Source organism: Ruminiclostridium josui JCM 17888 (assembly GCF_000526495.1).
GTDB classification, from domain to species: domain Bacteria; phylum Bacillota; class Clostridia; order Acetivibrionales; family DSM-1351; genus Ruminiclostridium; species Ruminiclostridium josui.
The window spans coordinates 2,809,378-2,827,294 of record NZ_JAGE01000001.1 but is presented as its reverse complement, the minus strand read 5'-3'; the positions used below and the strand labels follow the sequence as shown (position 1 = coordinate 2,827,294).

The following is a 17,917-nucleotide window of genomic DNA, read 5'->3' as shown; positions in this document are numbered from 1 at the left end:
ACAACAATCAGAATTTTGATATATGTAAGTTACCCGACATATTTAAAAAAAATGTTTAGTAATCAACAAAATTATTTTTTTGGTAATAGGAGGCCGGTGTGAAATCAAAAAATGCAGACAGGCGTGTAAAATATACTAAAATGGTAATTAAAAATAGTCTTGTTAAATTCTTGAAAGAAAAGCCCATATCTAAAATTACAGTTAAAGAAATCTGTGAAGATGCAGACATTAACCGCGCTACTTTTTACGCACACTATACGGATCAATACGATTTACTCCAAAGAATAGAAAATGAAATTATTGATGATATTAATTTATATTTAAGCGAGTACAATTTCGAAGAAAGTAATCTCGTTGATATTAAAATAATTGAGAGAGTTCTAAAGTATATTGCCGAAAATGCAGAAGTTTTTGACCTTTTACTTAATCTCAACGGTGACATTAAATTTCAGCAAGAATTCATTAATATTATAGGTCAACAGCATTTTCTTCCTATATTGGGAAACAGTGCATTAAATAAAGAAGATGCTGAGTATCTATTTCACTTTTTAGCCTCAGGTGCTGTTGGTGTCATTCAAATGTGGCTTAAAAGCGGCATGAAAAAATCCCCCAGAGACATAGCCAAATTAATACTAAAAACCTCTAATAACGGAAGAACAGCTTTTATGCCATCATAAAATAAATGGTCCTACACAAAGTAAAATCATTTTTTCCATAAGACCTTTTTATTATTTTTTCTGTTTTTTAGTCACTGTTTATAATGGTATCATAAAAGTTTGTATAGTCTTCTCTTTTACTGTCTAAAAATGCGATAGCTTCACGTGGATGCCTATTTAACAATCCTGTAAGCATGTATGCTACATCAAACCCCCAATTGTTTTCTTTTTTTATTGCAGGTATATGCTTTTCAATACATTGAATAATCGGTCTTAAATTGTATTTAGGATTCTTTAAAAAGCCCAAAATCAACTCTATTGGACAATTTCCAGCTCCTCTGCCTAATCCCGCTATTGTAGCATCAATATATTCAGCTCCATGGTTAATTGCTTCAATGGTATTGGAATAGGCTAGTTGTTGATTGTTATGACAATGGATACCTACTTTTTTACCTTCTGATTTTGCATACTGCATATACTTTTTTACCAGTCTATGTATATCCTTTGAGTAAAGTGAGCCAAAACTGTCAACTATATAGATAACTTCTACTTCTGATTTTGATAACTGCTCCAAAGCATTATTTAATATAGTTTCAGATAGCAGTGATACTGCCATAATATTTATAGTAGTTTCATACCCTTTATCATGAGCATCCTTTATCATATCAACAGCCGTAGATATTTGATGAGCATATGTTGCCACACGTACCATGTCAATAACACTATCTGTTTTCCTTAATATATCCCTGTGATAGTCTGTTCTTTCAGCATCAGCCATTACAGAGATTTTTAATTCTGTATTGTTGTCTCCTACGATTCTGCGTATATCATTTTCATTACAAAACTTCCATGGACCAAACTGATTACCGGTAAATATTTTTTTGTCTGCCTTATAGCCTATTTCCATATAATCTATATTTGAATCAACACATGTTTCATATACAGCTCTGACAAAATCATCTTTAAAATTAAAGTTATTAATTAGTCCGCCATCCCTTATGGTGCAATCCAATATTTTTATATTTTCATCGTATGGCATAATGTTTCGCCCCTCTCTACTAGCTTTAATAAATGGATAATTAATAGAGAATACTGAGTTGTCTATAACTTAAAATTATACATTAAAATCCCATTTAAATCCATATAATGTAAAAATATTTACATATATCCAAACAAAATGGGATAATTTTTATATTTCTTGTTTTTACGTCGAAATTTATGAAAACAGAACAATACCATTATTACTGCCCTGTTCAGTCTATAGTCATATGAAGTTTGTCATAAAAATTTGTGCATTTTTTTGATAAACTGATCGATTCTTAGAATGATAATATTTATTATCTTATTTAAATGAAAATTTTACCTTGCCTTGTATTTGCTCATTTTTGCTTATTTCAATTGTGTATTTCTCTCCAAGAACTATTTCTGGTAATTCAAAGTACATCTGATAAGATTTAAACATAAAAAAGCTTGGCCCTGCAAATATATTGAAATCCTTTTTCATTGTTTTACCTGACTCTGAAGTTAAAACTACTTTTATTCTAAACATATCATCAGCTTCACTATTTATCATTGCAAAATGAAGCTGATGTGTATTTTTAAAATAAATCGGTTCGCTTATCCAAATACCATTTTCCGATTTACTTAGTGTTTTGCCTTTAAGTTTTGACTCTCTAGTAAATACATCTGTTTTTGTGTAAATAGCATGGGATGAATTATAGAAATTAAATCTAACATTAAAAAAACTATGACCATACAAACCTGTTCCGACTATAGCCCATACTATTATTGAAATTATGATTAGCAATTTCTTTTTCATAAAATCCCCTTTTATGTTAAATATCTTTTTTTACTATTAATTATTCCAACTACATAAAAAGCTTAGCACATTTTCGAATATAATTCCATTAATGTATAATTATTACATTTTATATAATTAATGGTTTACATTTACAATTATTTCCTTTATTATATAAATATGAATATTCATACTAATGATTCAGAATAGTATACTGTTCTTAAAATTCTTAATTAGGAGGTTAACGATGAAAAAAAATTTGATTTCTTTTCTGGCACTATTTTTAATTATTTCTCAGCTCTTTTTATTTACAGCATATGCTAATACAAATGAAATAGAAAATTCGGTTCCGGTTAATCAATCTATTGACAAAAATGAAACTCACTCAAACGCTGAAATTTTACTTAATAAAGAATCAGACTTACTTATCAATAAGAAAGAATTCAACTACAAAGAATTATACTCCTTTATAAGCAATCGGCAGGGTGGTGTTCACACATTAGGGAATAAATCAATAGTAACCCTTCCTGCAGACTCTTTTATTGATGCTAAAAAATTTGTACCCGCTTCAGCGGTTATCAACGAATTAACTATAATAAATGATTCAGTCATAGTTGGCTATGTTAAAAATTCAAAGAGATTTATTATTGAACTGTTTAAAGACGGTTCTATTCGAAAAACTATTTCCAAAAAAGACAATGATGTTATTACAGTATATAGCAACCTGAATAACTCAGATGTAAAAGAGATGAAAAGCAATGAAACAAAAGCGGAGACTATTAATTTAAAAAGCCAAACTGCTACAGATAATATACAACTCTTTGCTACTACAAAAACCGTTGACCCCAAACCAGTTTCCAGTTCATACCCTGCTTATAAAGCAAGATTGGTATATTCAGCAAATTGGAACTTTCCTGCACTTAAAAACGCTGGATATCCAGAAACTCAACGTGTAAAAATTTATGAAACAATGGATTATTATTCTGAAGCTAATAAATCTAGTAAGTTATTTGATGCCGCCACTAATGTAGTATCAATCGCATCATTTTTTGAAGTAGCAGTTGGAACTGCAACTGGCTGGCTAGCCTATGCAGGTGTAATTCTGGATGTTTATAACAGGCTAACAGAAGCATGCAAAGTAATAAACGAACATAGTTATAGTTTTTACGGTGGTAAAGAGGGAACTGTATACGACCCAACAGCTTATAACAGAGATGTGGAGGTACTTTCAGAATGGGGTGAAGGTATTCTTACACTCACTTGGCAGTACAATTCATCCACCGGATTTAAAGATCCAACATGGGGTATATCTAGTAGACCATATCCATTTTTAATCTCTAATTCCGATTTTGCAAATGATAATGCACAAAGCTATAATAACAATATTACTTCATTTGGCGTTTGGAAATGGGGCCCTGGCCAATTAGGATATTAATTTAGTTTGATGTAATAAATGACTTTTTGAGTTATACAACAAAACCTCCGTGCTAAAGATAAAGTACGGAGGTTTATATTTTCCGAAACATAATGAAAAGCCAAATACTTATATCATCTTAACTAAGTTATTGATGCTGCTGAAATTACCATTTTCTATGTCTTTTTCTGATATGGAAATGCCAAATTGACTTTCTATATCCATGAATAAGATTAATAAATCTCTAGGTTCTAATCCCCATTCTTTTCCCAATAAATGTTTGTCATAATCCATAGTACTCTTAGATTTTAAATCAATATTAAATCTTTTGAGAAATATATCATTCAATCTCATAAATATCTCTTCAGTCATTTAATTCACCATCCTTGCCGTTAACAAATATATAAAAATATAATCGGATTGATATACAATCCGATTATATTTTTTAGTTCTTTTAAGGATCACGATAGGCATTGAGGCTCTGTCGTGGTGCATAATTTGGAATACCAGTCGTTGGATCACTCCAGCAATACTTGTTACATTCGAAGTCACAATCAACAAAAAACGCCTGCAAGGTTTCTTTTTTGTCAACAAGCTTTTTCCCAAGCTTTTTCATATAATTCACCTCCCTTTATCTAAAATGTATTTTATGTATGACCCCATCTGTTGCATTTATCAACAAATGTTGTCAATAATTAAATTTCATTTTATACTATATTTTATTAACCAAAGCTATTTCCGAGTACTTTGCAAGGATTGATTCAGAAAATTCTGCAATGCTTTGTGCATCCTTTGAATTAGATATATTAAACGCAATTTGATACTGTGAATTTAATACAGCCTTAATTTCCTCAATATCTTTACCTGAAACACTAAAATATTTTAGCTCTCTCTGCATGTATGATTCCGGCATATCTAATCTAACATTGGACAGATTCAGGCAATCAATGTCATACCCAAACTTATGTTTAATTGAATTGTTGACATTCTCATATAAGCTATTTTCATATTGACTATAGTAGACACTTAAAATACATACATCAGGTTGAACTGCACAAGAAACCATATATGCCAGTATTCCAAAATCTTGAACAAACAAGTCATTTAGCGGAATAATACCTCCTGGAATCCCAATTATAAAAACATCAGGTTTTTCGTCTTTTTCAATGCTCTTTACATAACTGTTAAAACAAACTACTTTTTGTGATTCAGACATGGTCTTATCAAACATAAAATCAGGAAAGGAATTAAAACCCGCACATTCACAATACTTTCTTGTACCTATCTGACTTACCTTATATCCTTTTTCCAGATAATACTTGCGGAGTGCCAATTGAATATCAAATTTGTTAGTCTTCTCTCCTGTTCCTAAAATAAAAATTACAGGAACATCAATAGTTTGAATATTCATAACTGAATTTTCAATAAAATCATTATAAAATTTTTGAGATGATTCATTTTTATAATAGCTGAACCTTACTCCCTCATAATTGCATAAAGTTCTAATCTCAAGTTCAATATGCTTCTCCAATGGTATAAGACATATAATATCTTTCTTTTTATGCAGACTCTCAAGTATTTTAGGATAAATATATTTATTAAAATCAAGCGGTAAGCTATACTCGCAAAAAATTACACAGTCACATTCTTCAAGTTCGCTTTCAAAACATGACTTTACCAATATACCGATATACTCGCCGTCATCCGCCCGGCTTGCATCCTTGTCCGTCATACCCCAACCACCCGGAGCCACTAATCTGAATTCTTTAAAATCCAGACCTCCATACCTTAAAAAAGGTGTAAACTCCCTGTTATATGGGTATACCAACGCTATATTTCCCATCGTACACCTCCTGATTAGTTAAAATCCACACCTATCTCCTTTAATACACATATATCTTTTAGTCTACCTTCAACATCAGCTTTTACTGCCCTGCAATATGACAACTTCTGCTCTCCTGACAACTCCTTTAAATTATCACAGGAAACCAAACACAATGAGCAATAACGTATGACCCAACAATTTTTACATTTTTCCTCAGTTAGTTTACCGATATTTAATAAAGTTCTGACTTTGTCAAGATTAATTCCCGTATCGATATGTCCGATTTTTGCAGCTTCAGATTCCTCACTAACACGTTCGCATGGATAAAATGTTCCGTCTACACTCATAAATAGCCGTTGAGCCCCTGGAATACAAGGCCCACCATGATGATATTCCTTAGGCAAAGATTCCGTTATTTCCAACTGTTCATTATACATTTTTACTAACATATTTAATCTGGGCTTAACTAATGGAGATACTTTTTCAGAATCAAAACGATTTATCTGTGAAAGAAATAATTTAAAAAGCTCGTATCCCCTTTTTATAAAGTAATCTTCAGATATTTCCATTTTCTCTTTTCTATAGAACATATTTAATTCACTTGCATTAATTATTGCATCCTGTATAACCTCATTTCCGGAGAGAAACTGACTTGTACAAGTGTAGTCATTATCCGGGTCAGCTACAACATTAAATATTACCTTGTTGAAATAATCCGGGTAGTTTTCCTTAATCATCGTAACATTTTCAATAACTTTATAAAATGAACCAGAGTTATCTGGAAACACTCTATTCTTATCATGTATTTCCTTAGGTCCATCCAAACTTATCATGAGTACAACGTCATTTTGATAGAAATACTCTATTATTTCTCTTGTAATTATAGTTCCATTAGTAGTGATACTAAAGTTAACTTGCTTTCCGTCAAATTTTGCTTTAGCGTATTCTATGCAGTCTTTTATTAAATTAAATTCAATGGTGGGTTCTCCGCCATAAAACCCTATATTTACATAATCACAAGCAATGGAATGTTCCCAAAGAAAATCTATGCCTCTTTTAGCCATTTCTAAACTCATTTTCTTGTTTGAATGTTGTCGGTTATTATATTTTCCGGAGTATGGACAATATGTACATCGCAAATTGCAAGCCTGTGTTACCTGGATAGTTATCATATTGATTTTATTGTTAAGGTGGTATTCAAGAAATTTATCTTCAGGATGTATTATGGTCTCCACATGCTTGTCCGATAAAAAACCCTTTTCCATAAGGGCCTGTAATTGGGGATGCTCCATATCTTTTTTATTTAATGCATCAGCTAAATCCTCTGATAAGTTTATAATTGAATTTTTGTTTACGTCATAAAAATATTTATTCCCGTTAGTTTCGAACATATGAATAAATGGCTGGAATTCTTTACACATTTATTTTCACTTCCCTGCTTTTTCAGTTTTACATCCGTTGTTATCGTTCTAGTCTAATATTATATTACTTATATATCTATTTTACATATTTAATCCAAATATGTCAATTACTGGTAATAAATAATCACAATATTGTGCAACAATCTAGCCTAATATGGTAATAGGCCAGATTATTGACTAATAAGATTAGTTCTCATTGATTACATAGGACATGGAACTGCTTTCAAAGAATCCACCTTAAGGGAAAGCAAAATATCTGCTGTTTTATTAATTGTGCAAAAACTGCCATCCGCGATATATTTCTCTGGAATCTGAACACTAAATTCAGTTTCAACCTCCAGAAAATAATAAACTAATTCTCGAGGGGAAATTGCTATTGTATTCGAAAAATAATGTTCATTCACCATTGTATTATCTATATTTTTATTAAACATATTATTAAATAAAATTATTAGCCTTTTAACAACTTCTTCTCGCTCCATTATATTCTCCTTTCTAGACACTTCTTACCTCTGCATTTTGACCTAATTCATCTATCATGTATTCGTAAAGTTTTAATGAATCTTTGACATTTATGGAGTTAAACACCGGCAGACCTTCCCGCCTATACTTCTCTGAATAATGATCAATAACAGGCTTCGCCAGAGTAATATACTGCATCGCATCTTTTGCTGCAGTGGCATCCCAGCTTACTTTTGTATTAGAAAGGTTAAAGGCATTCACATCATATCCTAATTTGTACTTTATAGAAAGTTTGATTTGATTAAAATATTCTGGAAAATACTCTTCAAACAAAGTGCTAAATATTGCAAAATCCGGGGATATTGCTTGGGATACCATATAATTCACCAAACCAAAGTAGTTATGATACTTATCTGTATAAGGCATAATTCCCCCGGGAACACCAATTACAATAATATCTGGGTCTTCCCTTTTTTCCAGTTCCAATACAAACCGGTTAAATCTTTGTATCTTCTCAACATTATCAACTCGTTTATCAAACATAAACTTTGGAAATGAATGAAAACCAAACAATTCACAATAGTGCCTGGAGCCTATCTGTCCAACCCTATATCCATTTTCCAGTAGAAATTTGCGCAAAGTCAACTGTATATCAAACTTGTTAGCCCGCTCCCCGTTTCCAAACACTAAAACAACAGGAACTTTAGGCTCTTTAATAGAATAACCCTCCGAAATCTTTGGCTCAATATCACCAATAAGAAAATCCTGACCATTACTGGGATAATAGGTGAATTTTGCTCCTTTTTTATCGCAGTACTGACTAATTTCTTCTACCTGGTTTTCTTCTATTGAAAGAATGCTCAATATATCTTTCCCCTTGTCAGCTGCTTCAAAAATTTTTGGCCTTAATACTTTGCTATAATTTAATGCAATATAGGATTCAGTAAATATTACAGCATCACAATCCTCAATGCTGCTACTAAAGTCTCCATGAACAACATGTCCGGTACTGACTCCTGCCATATCTCCTGCATCACGCTCCGTTAGTCCCCAGCCATTTGGTGATACAAAGTCAACAATCTCATAATCAGTTATAAGTTCTAAACTTTTTAGAAGCGGAAAGCTTTTAAAATCATAAGGGTATATTATTGCCCTCTTTTTTTTGCTCATAATAATCCTCCAGTAATTTTGATAATCAATTCTTTTTAAAGCATATATATATCTTCTTCTTCGAAGTTCATTTCCTTTAACAAGCAATATTCTTTTAGTTGTTGTTCTACATTTTCCCTAACTTGCCTGCAATAGAACATCTTTCTATCTTTGGACAAATTACCTGAATCATCAGCAAACAACGCACATAAATAACAGAACTTTGCAGCCCAGCATCCTTTACATTGGTTCTCCGTTAGCTGGCCGATATTTATTAATTCGTAAATTTTATCTTTATCAAAACCACTATCAATACTTCCAATTTTCATTGCTTCTGAGCATTCACTTACTTTTTCACAAGGATAAAAATCCCCTTGTGCATTTACAAACAACTTATGCATTCCTGCTATGCAAGGTCCTCCATGATGCCCAATCTGTGCCATACTGGCAGTCACATGGCGGTTATCTATCATAGCATTTTTAATATTGAGATAGTAGGCTTCTACAATCTTGGATACGTGTTTTTTATCCAATCGTCCGATTTTTGACATAAACATCTTAAAAATTTCATAATCATATTGTTTTGAATATTCTTCAGTTGTGTCATAGATATCATCTATGATATATTCTTTAGCTATATGGGCAAAACTTGAATAAAATCCATTTATTCCTTCATAGTTTGTAAAAAAATCATTAATACATCCAAAATCGTTTCGTGGATCCAGTACACAATTAAACATAACTTTATTCGCATAGGAAGGAAATTTTTCAGATATCATTTTAATATTTTCTATGATAGTATCGAATGAACCGGAACAATCCTTCTTGATACGATTTTTGTCGTGTATCTCCTTTGGCCCATCTATACTAATGGTTAGATTTACATCATACTCCTGGAAAAAAGAAATAATTTGATCATTTAATAAAGTAGCATTGGTAGTTAGATTATACCCCTTTTCTTTCCCCTCGCTGTTTTTTTCTATATATTCTATTATGTTTTTTATCAAATCAAATTCCAACAATGGCTCTCCGCCGTAAAAACCAAAGTTTAGTTTATCTGTATTCGTAGAATGTTTTATATAAAAATCAACTGCTTTTTTTGCAGTTTCATAACTCATTCTGACGTTAGAGTGGTGTCTGTTCACAAAATTACCTGAGTATGTACAATATGCACACCTTAGATTACAAGCCTGTGTTACCTGAAGTGTCAGCATTTGCATACAATTATCAAGATAATATGGCAGCAATTTGCTGGCAGGGTGTAGAATTTCTTTCCATCGAAAAGAATTTAAGTATCCCTGACGTTGTAAAGAACTAATCACTTCTTTTGAATCAGGACTGGTAAAACTCAGTTCTCCGGTTTCTACATATTTATGAATATCATCATAAACATCATCATGGACTTTTAAAATAGCATTTGTATTAAAGTCATAAATGTAGTTAGCTTTATATGTTTTAAAAAAGTGTACGAATGGGGTATTAGTATTCTTCATATTTTCCTCACTTTTCTTTTGATTCTATATACCTAAATAAGAGCAATCTGATAAATATTATTGGGGAAACGAAGTTTCCGAAATATTTCGGAAACTTCGTTTGCAGGTATCCAGCTATGTACCTTTGATTAATTTCTCCTGCTGGAGTAGGAAGCATCGCTGGAGCTGTACTTTGTACTGTTAAACAATGAACTTGAAAGTGATGAATCACCCCAACAGTTACAATAGCAACCACAGCCAGTACACATACAGTATGCGTACGCTTGAACAGTTTCCTTTGTAACAGCAAGCTTTTTACCAATCTTTCTCATGTATTTTCCCTCCTCATATAATGTAAAATAGTATTTAATCAGTAACTAGGTTACTGTTCGACCCTCGCAAATCTATTTAGCGCTTTTTTTATGCATAGAATATTTACATGCAATACTATATTCTTACCACTTGTTTCCATTTGTGTCAAATTATGTATAGCATGAATTTTATGCTTAACCCAAATTACAATGGAATTTTATGAGTATTCACAATAAATTGAGTTTTTTGAATTTTTGATACTTACTGAGGTTGAATGTGTAATTAACAAAAACTCTGCTCGTAATTTTCCTTCAATAAAAAATAAAAGTAGACAAGGTGGTTTATTCCTTGTCTACTTTTATTTTTTAACTTCAACTAAACCGGTAGTTCTTAGCTAAAAAATTAAATCATAATCATTAAAGTGAGGTAGTTATCCCCAATAAATAACTTTTTAATACTGCCAAGTCAATAGCATTTACTGAACCGTCACGATTAACATCAGCAGCAAGCAATTGCTTATCAGTAAGCGTAGTTGAACCAAGTAGATACATTTTTAATGTTGCAAAATCCAGAGCATCAACTCTACCGTCGTCATTTATGTCTCCGATAGTATAAGTTGGTGCATCAGAGCTAGGCTCACCATACACAATACCTCTTCCATTGGTTGCAACAAATACTCGACCATAAACTCTTAAATCTCCTGTAATTGAGTAGTTTATAGAGCCATACTGGTGCTGGTCGTCATTTACTCTTACCCAGCTTTTAGCCATATCATCGGAACGATATACTGCATACAGACCGTCTTTTTCACCGCACATATAAAGTGCCAGGTAGTCTTCACCATCCTTAGCTTTACCGAATCCAATTACATCTGCTCTTGTAATGTCATTAACTTTATTAATTGTTTTTCCTCCGTCAGTTGTATAGGAAAGACCTGTGGTAGGGCCAGGAATCCATACATGCCCTTCTTTATTAGGAACTGCTTTGATTTTAGCAGTAGAAGATTCAAGACCTGTTTGTACTGCTGTAAATGTTAGACCTCCATCGTTACTTGTATAGAAAGTATTATCTGCATATGCATAGAACACTTTCGGATTAACTCTGTCAGAACAAACATTTGCACCTGCTGGAAGTGTGCTAACTGCTTTCCATCCGCCATTTACAAAGCATACAACTCCCTGACTTGTGCCTGTTGACCAGACAAATGTTGAACCATCGGCAGCTACTGCAACAGTACCTCCTTGTATAATGTCATCTTCAGTAGTTGCAGGGAATGTATAACTTATATTTGGCTGAACTTCAGCCCATGTTTTGCCTCCGTCTTTAGAAATTGCAACACTTTTTTTAATCATTTCGTATTGCTCTTTATCAGTATTACCTACCCTTACTATGATATTCGGATTGAGTTCTGCATAATCCAAACCTGTAGTGCTGGTAAATCTAGGAGTTAACATCATCATGTCTGGACCTACATTTAAGTCTTTATGTACAAATCCACAGATATCTCCAACCCCGCTTATCAGTTCCACACCATCAATTGGCGGGCATATCAGACTTAAAACAGCAGTTTGCTCAACTCCTGTTGCCATAACTTCGATATTTACTAATTTACCCTTATCCCAATCTGTCAGATTTTTTGTACCATAAATAGTAGCACCTGTACCATACATCATTTCATCGGAATTAAAAGGATTGATTGCAAGAGCGCTCATCATCCAACCAAGCTTTGGTGCAGGATAATTCATTATTTCGTCCCCTGTTATCAAACCACCGTTTGCTGCGTTTATTTTATTTCCAAATGTAAGCCAAGGCGCTTTGGAAATATCCATTGTATATTTAAGATTTCTAGAAGGATATGAGTCACCGTGTTCCCAAATAGCATCCCAAGTTTCACCGGCGTCCCTTGAACGGAAAATAAAGTTGTCAGGCCACCATGATTGAAGTGAGGATATTATAAGTGTATCAGGATTTTGTGCATCAACACTTAAACCACAAAATCCATAGTAGTTTTCATACTTCGGCGAACCATCCCAGTTCTTTCCAGATGGAGGTGTTATATCTTTCCAAACTCCTGTATTTGTATCGTATTTATAGACTGCGCCGTCATCACTCTGATAAGGACCTCCCCTATCACAGTATGTAACATACAAAATTCCTTTGCTGCTTACAACTGCTTGATGAGGAATACCGATTTTCAATGCATTACTGTTATGTTGTTTAAAGGTACTTTCTGTGGGTTGACCTTCAACCGGTTTCCATGTTTCTCCTGCATCATGACTGACATACAGCGGATTCTTTTTATCAGCAACACCTACATAAATGTCCTTAGTCGGTGTACCTTTAGTACCCTTATATGAATCAAAAGTTACAAAACACAATCCCAGATTATCTGATGAATACTCGAAATTGGGATCTTCAACATAGTTTCCAACATTTGTGAAACTTGTGACCTTTGACCATGTTTTACCGTAGTCTGTACTTTTCCAGAGACCATTACCACTTCTTGCAGCAAAATATAATATGTTATTGCTGTTGGGATCAACCATCAAACGTTCACCAACGGAACGCCCTGGCATGTTTCCTCCGAATTTGAAAGGCAGCTCGGTTCTTTCCCAGGTTTTACCATAGTCTTCAGAACGAAGAATATATCCATTCATTGATGTCCAGCTGTTTGTATATGTACCTGCTGCTATATACACTCTGTTTGTGTCAACTGGGTCGGTAGCTATACTTTCACATCCCAAAAGATTCCATTCATCTGGTGATACCCAGTCGGTAATAGGCTCCCATTCTAATGTTTGCTTGTTTCTTATATATGCACCACCCATGTCAGTACGAGCATAAACAAGACCTTCCTCAGTTGGGTTATATATAATTCCGACGACATATCCTCCTCCGCCACCGATTTTAACATTTTTCCAGTTATACGGAGCACTTACAACTCCATTTGCCGATACGGGTTGTACTAATAGAGAAGTACACGTAAAAGCAATAAGTAAATATAAAATCATAATTTTTTTGATATTTCTAAATTTCATAAGATTTACCTCCTAAAAATTTTTTCTTCTGAATCATAAAACTAGTAAATACAAAAAAACTTAGCCCCCCTTTCTTTTGAATGTAATATGTTTAGCTACCCGTGCTTTGCACAAATAACTTATGCAACATTTTTAAATTATTTACAAGCAACATTAAGAACTCCATAATATAACAGCTGATTCCATCTAGGATATTATGAACAAAGATAAATCTCATAATGAATAAAACTATAGAAAGGCATAGATACCATTAAAACTTTCTGTTTCCAAGGTATCTGATATGGTCGCATTCTTACAGAAATTGATAAATTCTTTAATTGGCTGATTCTTGTTACAAAAGTGGAACATTTCTACTACAGATTATTAATTGGTATGGGATATATTGGTAGGACTAACGAGTGAAAAGGTTATACTTTTCAGAGGTGAAACATTCTCTTAATATTTTGTTGTTGCTTAACAAATCCATAAGAGATAAGGCTTTCACCTTTTGTTATATTATGGTGCCTGATATATTACATTTTCAAGGTTCACATTTGTACGAAACATAGGCAGCTAGTATTTCCTCTGTTTGTGTCATGCTTGTAAATTACATTCTCAATTCGTGTTTATTATAACGAAATGACATATCTGTCGAATATTGTTTTGGTATACTTCCCTTATAATACTTTAATTACTATAAATATATAATATAGATATTTAATTTACAATATTAAAAATTATAGGTAGACATTCGTAGAATTTATAGGTATACCTACCTTCACACTAAAAAAATCCCCAAAGCATTAAGCTTTGAGGATTTTTTATTTCGGTAAAGCACACAGCCTAAACTATTATTAATCTACTTTACTAAAGCTTATGGCAGTTACTATTGTGAATATTATGCCTAAAACCACAAGTAAGATTATTTCATCCATAGAAGTTACTTTGTGATTCAACACTTCTAGGTTCATTCCCATGGCCTGTTTTAGTATAGGATTTAAATTATCCACATCTAGAACAATTCTCTTTAGAAAATCAACAATATAGGTCATTGGATTTATCTTAACAATAATCTCCATCCATTTTGGTATCCCATTTAATGGGAAAAATGCACCTGAAAGGAAAAACAATGGATAAAGAACTACTTGTACAATCATCTGGAATCCTTGAATGCTTTTTAAAAAGCTGGCAAGCAGAATACTTACTGCTGAAAGCGTAAAGGATATAAGAAGAATTGAAAGTGCAAGTTTTACAACTAATTCTGCATTTAGTGATAAACCGATAAATGGTACAAATACAAGCATCATAATTCCTTGCAGCAATGCGGTAGTAGCACATCCCAGTATTTTACCTATTGCAACTAATACCCTTGAAGCAGGGGAAACAAGCACTTCTTTCAAATATCCGGCTTGCCTATCCTCAATGAGTGAATAACCAGCAAACATTGTTGTAGTGAAAACAGCCATAGCTATAATACCTGGAAACATAAATTTAACAAAATTGAACTCCGACAACTCTTGTGAAGCATTAGCACCAAGCAATAGGGATTCTATAGCACCGCCCATACCGGTTCCAAAAACCACTAAAAATAAGAAGGGTAAAGCAAATGAACTGACAATAGTAAACTTATCCCTAAAAAATTTAATAGCATCTCTATACCATAACCCAAAAATAGTCTCCATAAAAACCTCCTAAATAAACAATAGTCAAGTATGTAAATTTTTAAATAATCACTCTCTGATATGTCTTCCTGTTAAGTTAAGAAAAACATCGTTCAAAGTAGGTTTCCTCAGATTTATACTTTTAATCGGAACATCAAATTCCTTTACGAAGTCTACAATAAACGCTTCTCCCATTTCAACTTCAAAAGTAATAATTCCATTTCTTTCCTTCACCTGCTTATTATATTTTTCAAGCAGCTTATTCTTAGCAATTTTGTTGTCTTCAGTTGAAATTTCTATAACATCTCCTCCTACGCTATCCTTTAAAGCTTTGGGGGTATCAGTTGCTATTATCTTTCCATCATCGATTATGGCGATATTGTTACAGATTTCCGCTTCATCCATATAATGTGTTGTAAGGAAAATCGTGATTCCTATTTCCTCTTTAAGCTTGATAATATAATCCCATACATTAGCTCTGGTTTGAGGATCAAGGCCTACTGTTGGCTCATCAAGGAAAAGTACTTTTGGGTAGTGCAATAGTCCTCTTGCAATCTCCAACCTTCTTTTCATACCTCCTGAAAATGTTCCGACAAATTTATCTTTTTTGTCTGATAGCTGTACCATTTCCAATACTCTTTCTACACGGCTTTTTCTTTCATTGGCTGGTACGTTATAGAAGCGGCAATGCAATAACAAATTCTCTTTTGCCGTTAATTTTTCATCAAGGGTATTATCCTGAAATACAATCCCTATAGATTCCCTAACTTTGGATTTTTGCCTGATAACATCATATCCCCCGATTAACGCCGTACCACTTGAAGGTTTTAACATAGTGCACAGTATGTTAATAGTCGTGCTTTTTCCTGCTCCGTTAGGACCCAGAAACCCGAATAATTCGCCTTCGTTCACTTCTAAATTGACACCTTTTACTGCTTCAGACTTACCGTAGCTCTTTTTCAAATCCTTTACTTCAATAATTTTTTTCATAATACCTCGCTCCCATGTCTCTGTGATATAAAACAATCCTTTTGTATTAATTTAAATCCACAATGCATTCTAATTCCTTCTGCAGCCAATCCGTAGGTATTTCTCTGAACACATCCTGGTTCCAATAAACGTCATCTACTCTGTCATTTTTGACCAATGCAGTGTTTGCAAAGTTTTCATCTGCTATTATTTTCTCAACAAAACTTTGGATGATAGATATGTATCCTTTGCCTGTCCTTTCTTTCATTTCAAAAAAAGCTTCCCTTAAAGGTGAATTTATAATTCTGAACAAAACAGCCGTTATGATGGAAGCCGATGCAATTTCTTCACTACTCATCCCGTTGGTAGACAGGACACAATGAGGTGCATTAATGGAAAACTGCATATTATAGTCACCGTAAAGCTTTTCAATCCCTGTTCCAGGAAGAACTTGCAGGACATGGATATTTAACACATGATCCGTTTGCCTGAAAAATGGCAATATAAATTCTAGCCCCTCAAAATAGGAGTCAAGGGTTTCAAATGGTAACCCCAAAATAAAATCCATTTTCAGTACAACATTAAGCTCCCTGCATTTTTCCATAAAATTTCTAAATAGTTCTCGATTCACTGGGCGCCTTGAGACAGCTTTTAGCGACTTTTCATTAAATGACTGAACTCCTAAGCAGTTAACAACAGTATAATCCTTTAGCATCTGTGAATATATCTGAGGTCTGTTTACGGGTACAGCTTCTTCACAGTTGTTGATATAATCCTTCTTTTTTAGTGCCGCCACACCCTCCAAAAAGGGTTCATCAACACTTTCATAATCAAATTCCCAGTATATCCAAGGTAAATTTATTCCCATTTCTTTTAAAGTTGCCAAATGCTCTACAATCAATTTTGCCCTATCCATATCAGACGTAAATACAGCGTCAATAAACCTCAATGCCAAAACCTTTTTCTCCACAATTAGGTAATCAATTTCCTCTAACACTCTTTCCATGGGGTAATAGGCCACATGAGGTAGGTTTTTATGGTAAACACAATATTTACATCTGTATTTGCAGCCGCGCTGGGTTTCTAAGAATACTTGTCCGCCTTTATAATATTTGTCCTCCAGAACACCCGTCAGGTATATGGATGGTATGTCCTCCAGAGGAACAATGGTATCAACTTCTTGGTAAACCATATTATCACTGTCTTTTTCCCATCCTACAATACCTGGAGGCAGTGGCATTTCTATTCCTGCATTTCTGAACATGAGATACTTCATCAAATTTGTCAGCTTAATCTCACCTTCACCAATGATATAGAAATCTGCAACCTTGGAGCCTCCAATGGTAGTGATACGCTCCATTGAAATCTCAGGGCCTCCCAATATATGTACAAAATCCATTTCAGCCCTTAAGGTTTTTATAATATCAATGAACTTTTCAATATTCCATACATAACTGCTATAGCCGATTACATCTGGAGAATGTTCTTTTATTTCATTGCAAATACTTTCCGTAGACATTGCTGGACTGAAGTTGACTACCTCTACCACCAGATTTTCCTCGGGAATCTTGCTTTCTAGGTAAGCCTTCAGCACATAGGAGGATAGCGTATATCTGGCTATGGAATCATCCGGGTAAATATTAACCATAAGCAGTTTCATGGGTTCATTCATGGTTGGCAAATTAGATATTTCAAGATTTTGTGTATACATTCTTCTTCGTCCCTTCAATATAATTTATAACATTATTTACAACTATTTTT

16 protein-coding genes are annotated in these 17,917 nt (G+C 33.4%); 2 read left to right on the top strand and 14 right to left on the bottom strand.

Annotated features, from left to right (window positions below):
* Positions 1 to 98 precede the first annotated feature (98 nt).
* Positions 99 to 677, top strand: a complete 579-nt coding sequence (locus K412_RS0112830; RefSeq protein ID WP_024833489.1) for a TetR/AcrR family transcriptional regulator — start codon at positions 99 to 101, stop codon at positions 675 to 677.
* Between the two features lie 67 nt (positions 678 to 744).
* Here the strand turns inward: K412_RS0112830 and K412_RS0112825 are convergent, their stop codons facing one another.
* Positions 745 to 1,695 carry an aldolase catalytic domain-containing protein gene (locus K412_RS0112825; protein ID WP_024833488.1) on the bottom strand — a complete coding sequence of 317 codons (951 nt, stop codon included), beginning with the start codon at positions 1,693 to 1,695 and terminating at the stop codon, positions 745 to 747.
* A 303-nt stretch (positions 1,696 to 1,998) separates the two neighbouring features.
* Positions 1,999 to 2,475 carry a hypothetical protein gene (locus tag K412_RS0112820; RefSeq protein WP_024833487.1) on the bottom strand — a complete coding sequence of 159 codons (477 nt, stop codon included), beginning with the start codon at positions 2,473 to 2,475 and terminating at the stop codon, positions 1,999 to 2,001.
* A gap of 226 nt (positions 2,476 to 2,701) precedes the next feature.
* Here K412_RS0112820 and K412_RS0112815 point away from each other — a divergent pair, with 226 nt between their 5' ends.
* Positions 2,702 to 3,889, top strand: coding sequence for a hypothetical protein (locus K412_RS0112815; protein ID WP_024833486.1), 1,188 nt, complete (start codon positions 2,702 to 2,704; stop codon positions 3,887 to 3,889).
* Between the two features lie 108 nt (positions 3,890 to 3,997).
* Here the strand turns inward: K412_RS0112815 and K412_RS20775 are convergent, their stop codons facing one another.
* The 12 genes from K412_RS20775 to K412_RS0112755 form a co-directional block, all read right to left on the bottom strand.
* The gene (locus K412_RS20775; RefSeq protein ID WP_034847510.1) at positions 3,998 to 4,240 is read right to left on the bottom strand and encodes a peptide maturation system acyl carrier-related protein; all 243 of its coding nucleotides are present in this window, start codon (positions 4,238 to 4,240) and stop codon (positions 3,998 to 4,000) included.
* Positions 4,241 to 4,322: 82 nt separating this feature from the next.
* On the bottom strand, positions 4,323 to 4,484 hold the full coding sequence (locus tag K412_RS21875) for a CLI_3235 family bacteriocin precursor (RefSeq protein ID WP_081741768.1): 162 nt from the start codon (positions 4,482 to 4,484) through the stop codon (positions 4,323 to 4,325).
* A 96-nt stretch (positions 4,485 to 4,580) separates the two neighbouring features.
* Complete coding sequence (locus tag K412_RS0112800) at positions 4,581 to 5,711, bottom strand: TIGR04066 family peptide maturation system protein (protein ID WP_024833485.1); 1,131 nt, start codon at positions 5,709 to 5,711, stop codon at positions 4,581 to 4,583.
* 14 nt (positions 5,712 to 5,725) lie between these two features.
* A complete protein-coding gene (ccpM, locus tag K412_RS0112795) occupies positions 5,726 to 7,114 on the bottom strand; it encodes a Cys-rich peptide radical SAM maturase CcpM (RefSeq protein ID WP_024833484.1) in 1,389 nt (462 codons plus the stop codon).
* Positions 7,115 to 7,314: 200 nt separating this feature from the next.
* Positions 7,315 to 7,596: a peptide maturation system acyl carrier-related protein gene (locus K412_RS0112790; protein WP_024833483.1), complete on the bottom strand. Its 282-nt coding sequence runs from the start codon at positions 7,594 to 7,596 to the stop codon at positions 7,315 to 7,317.
* Between the two features lie 13 nt (positions 7,597 to 7,609).
* Positions 7,610 to 8,746, bottom strand: coding sequence for a TIGR04066 family peptide maturation system protein (locus tag K412_RS0112785; protein WP_024833482.1), 1,137 nt, complete (start codon positions 8,744 to 8,746; stop codon positions 7,610 to 7,612).
* Between the two features lie 35 nt (positions 8,747 to 8,781).
* Positions 8,782 to 10,218 carry a Cys-rich peptide radical SAM maturase CcpM gene (gene ccpM, locus K412_RS0112780; RefSeq protein WP_024833481.1) on the bottom strand — a complete coding sequence of 479 codons (1,437 nt, stop codon included), beginning with the start codon at positions 10,216 to 10,218 and terminating at the stop codon, positions 8,782 to 8,784.
* Between the two features lie 128 nt (positions 10,219 to 10,346).
* Positions 10,347 to 10,529 (bottom strand): CLI_3235 family bacteriocin precursor, encoded by a 183-nt coding sequence (locus tag K412_RS0112775; RefSeq protein ID WP_024833480.1) that lies wholly within the window; start codon positions 10,527 to 10,529, stop codon positions 10,347 to 10,349.
* A gap of 396 nt (positions 10,530 to 10,925) precedes the next feature.
* Positions 10,926 to 13,547 carry a dockerin type I domain-containing protein gene (locus K412_RS0112770; protein WP_024833479.1) on the bottom strand — a complete coding sequence of 874 codons (2,622 nt, stop codon included), beginning with the start codon at positions 13,545 to 13,547 and terminating at the stop codon, positions 10,926 to 10,928.
* Between the two features lie 833 nt (positions 13,548 to 14,380).
* Positions 14,381 to 15,208 (bottom strand): ABC transporter permease, encoded by an 828-nt coding sequence (locus K412_RS0112765; protein ID WP_024833478.1) that lies wholly within the window; start codon positions 15,206 to 15,208, stop codon positions 14,381 to 14,383.
* Positions 15,209 to 15,256: 48 nt separating this feature from the next.
* Complete coding sequence (locus tag K412_RS0112760) at positions 15,257 to 16,177, bottom strand: daunorubicin resistance protein DrrA family ABC transporter ATP-binding protein (RefSeq protein ID WP_024833477.1); 921 nt, start codon at positions 16,175 to 16,177, stop codon at positions 15,257 to 15,259.
* Between the two features lie 46 nt (positions 16,178 to 16,223).
* The gene (locus K412_RS0112755; protein ID WP_024833476.1) at positions 16,224 to 17,867 is read right to left on the bottom strand and encodes a B12-binding domain-containing radical SAM protein; all 1,644 of its coding nucleotides are present in this window, start codon (positions 17,865 to 17,867) and stop codon (positions 16,224 to 16,226) included.
* Between the last annotated feature and the right edge of the window lie 50 nt (positions 17,868 to 17,917).

Coding starts and splice junctions, on each gene's coding strand:
- K412_RS0112825 (WP_024833488.1), bottom strand. CDS start 1,695: ATGCCATACGATGAAAATATAAAAATATTGGATTGCACCATAAGGGAT.
- K412_RS0112820 (WP_024833487.1), bottom strand. CDS start 2,475: ATGAAAAAGAAATTGCTAATCATAATTTCAATAATAGTATGGGCTATA.
- K412_RS0112815 (WP_024833486.1), top strand. CDS start 2,702: ATGAAAAAAAATTTGATTTCTTTTCTGGCACTATTTTTAATTATTTCT.
- K412_RS20775 (WP_034847510.1), bottom strand. CDS start 4,240: ATGACTGAAGAGATATTTATGAGATTGAATGATATATTTCTCAAAAGA.
- K412_RS21875 (WP_081741768.1), bottom strand. CDS start 4,484: ATGAAAAAGCTTGGGAAAAAGCTTGTTGACAAAAAAGAAACCTTGCAG.
- K412_RS0112800 (WP_024833485.1), bottom strand. CDS start 5,711: ATGGGAAATATAGCGTTGGTATACCCATATAACAGGGAGTTTACACCT.
- ccpM (WP_024833484.1), bottom strand. CDS start 7,114: ATGTGTAAAGAATTCCAGCCATTTATTCATATGTTCGAAACTAACGGG.
- K412_RS0112790 (WP_024833483.1), bottom strand. CDS start 7,596: ATGGAGCGAGAAGAAGTTGTTAAAAGGCTAATAATTTTATTTAATAAT.
- K412_RS0112785 (WP_024833482.1), bottom strand. CDS start 8,746: ATGAGCAAAAAAAAGAGGGCAATAATATACCCTTATGATTTTAAAAGC.
- ccpM (WP_024833481.1), bottom strand. CDS start 10,218: ATGAAGAATACTAATACCCCATTCGTACACTTTTTTAAAACATATAAA.
- K412_RS0112775 (WP_024833480.1), bottom strand. CDS start 10,529: ATGAGAAAGATTGGTAAAAAGCTTGCTGTTACAAAGGAAACTGTTCAA.
- K412_RS0112770 (WP_024833479.1), bottom strand. CDS start 13,547: ATGAAATTTAGAAATATCAAAAAAATTATGATTTTATATTTACTTATT.
- K412_RS0112765 (WP_024833478.1), bottom strand. CDS start 15,208: ATGGAGACTATTTTTGGGTTATGGTATAGAGATGCTATTAAATTTTTT.
- K412_RS0112760 (WP_024833477.1), bottom strand. CDS start 16,177: ATGAAAAAAATTATTGAAGTAAAGGATTTGAAAAAGAGCTACGGTAAG.
- K412_RS0112755 (WP_024833476.1), bottom strand. CDS start 17,867: ATGTATACACAAAATCTTGAAATATCTAATTTGCCAACCATGAATGAA.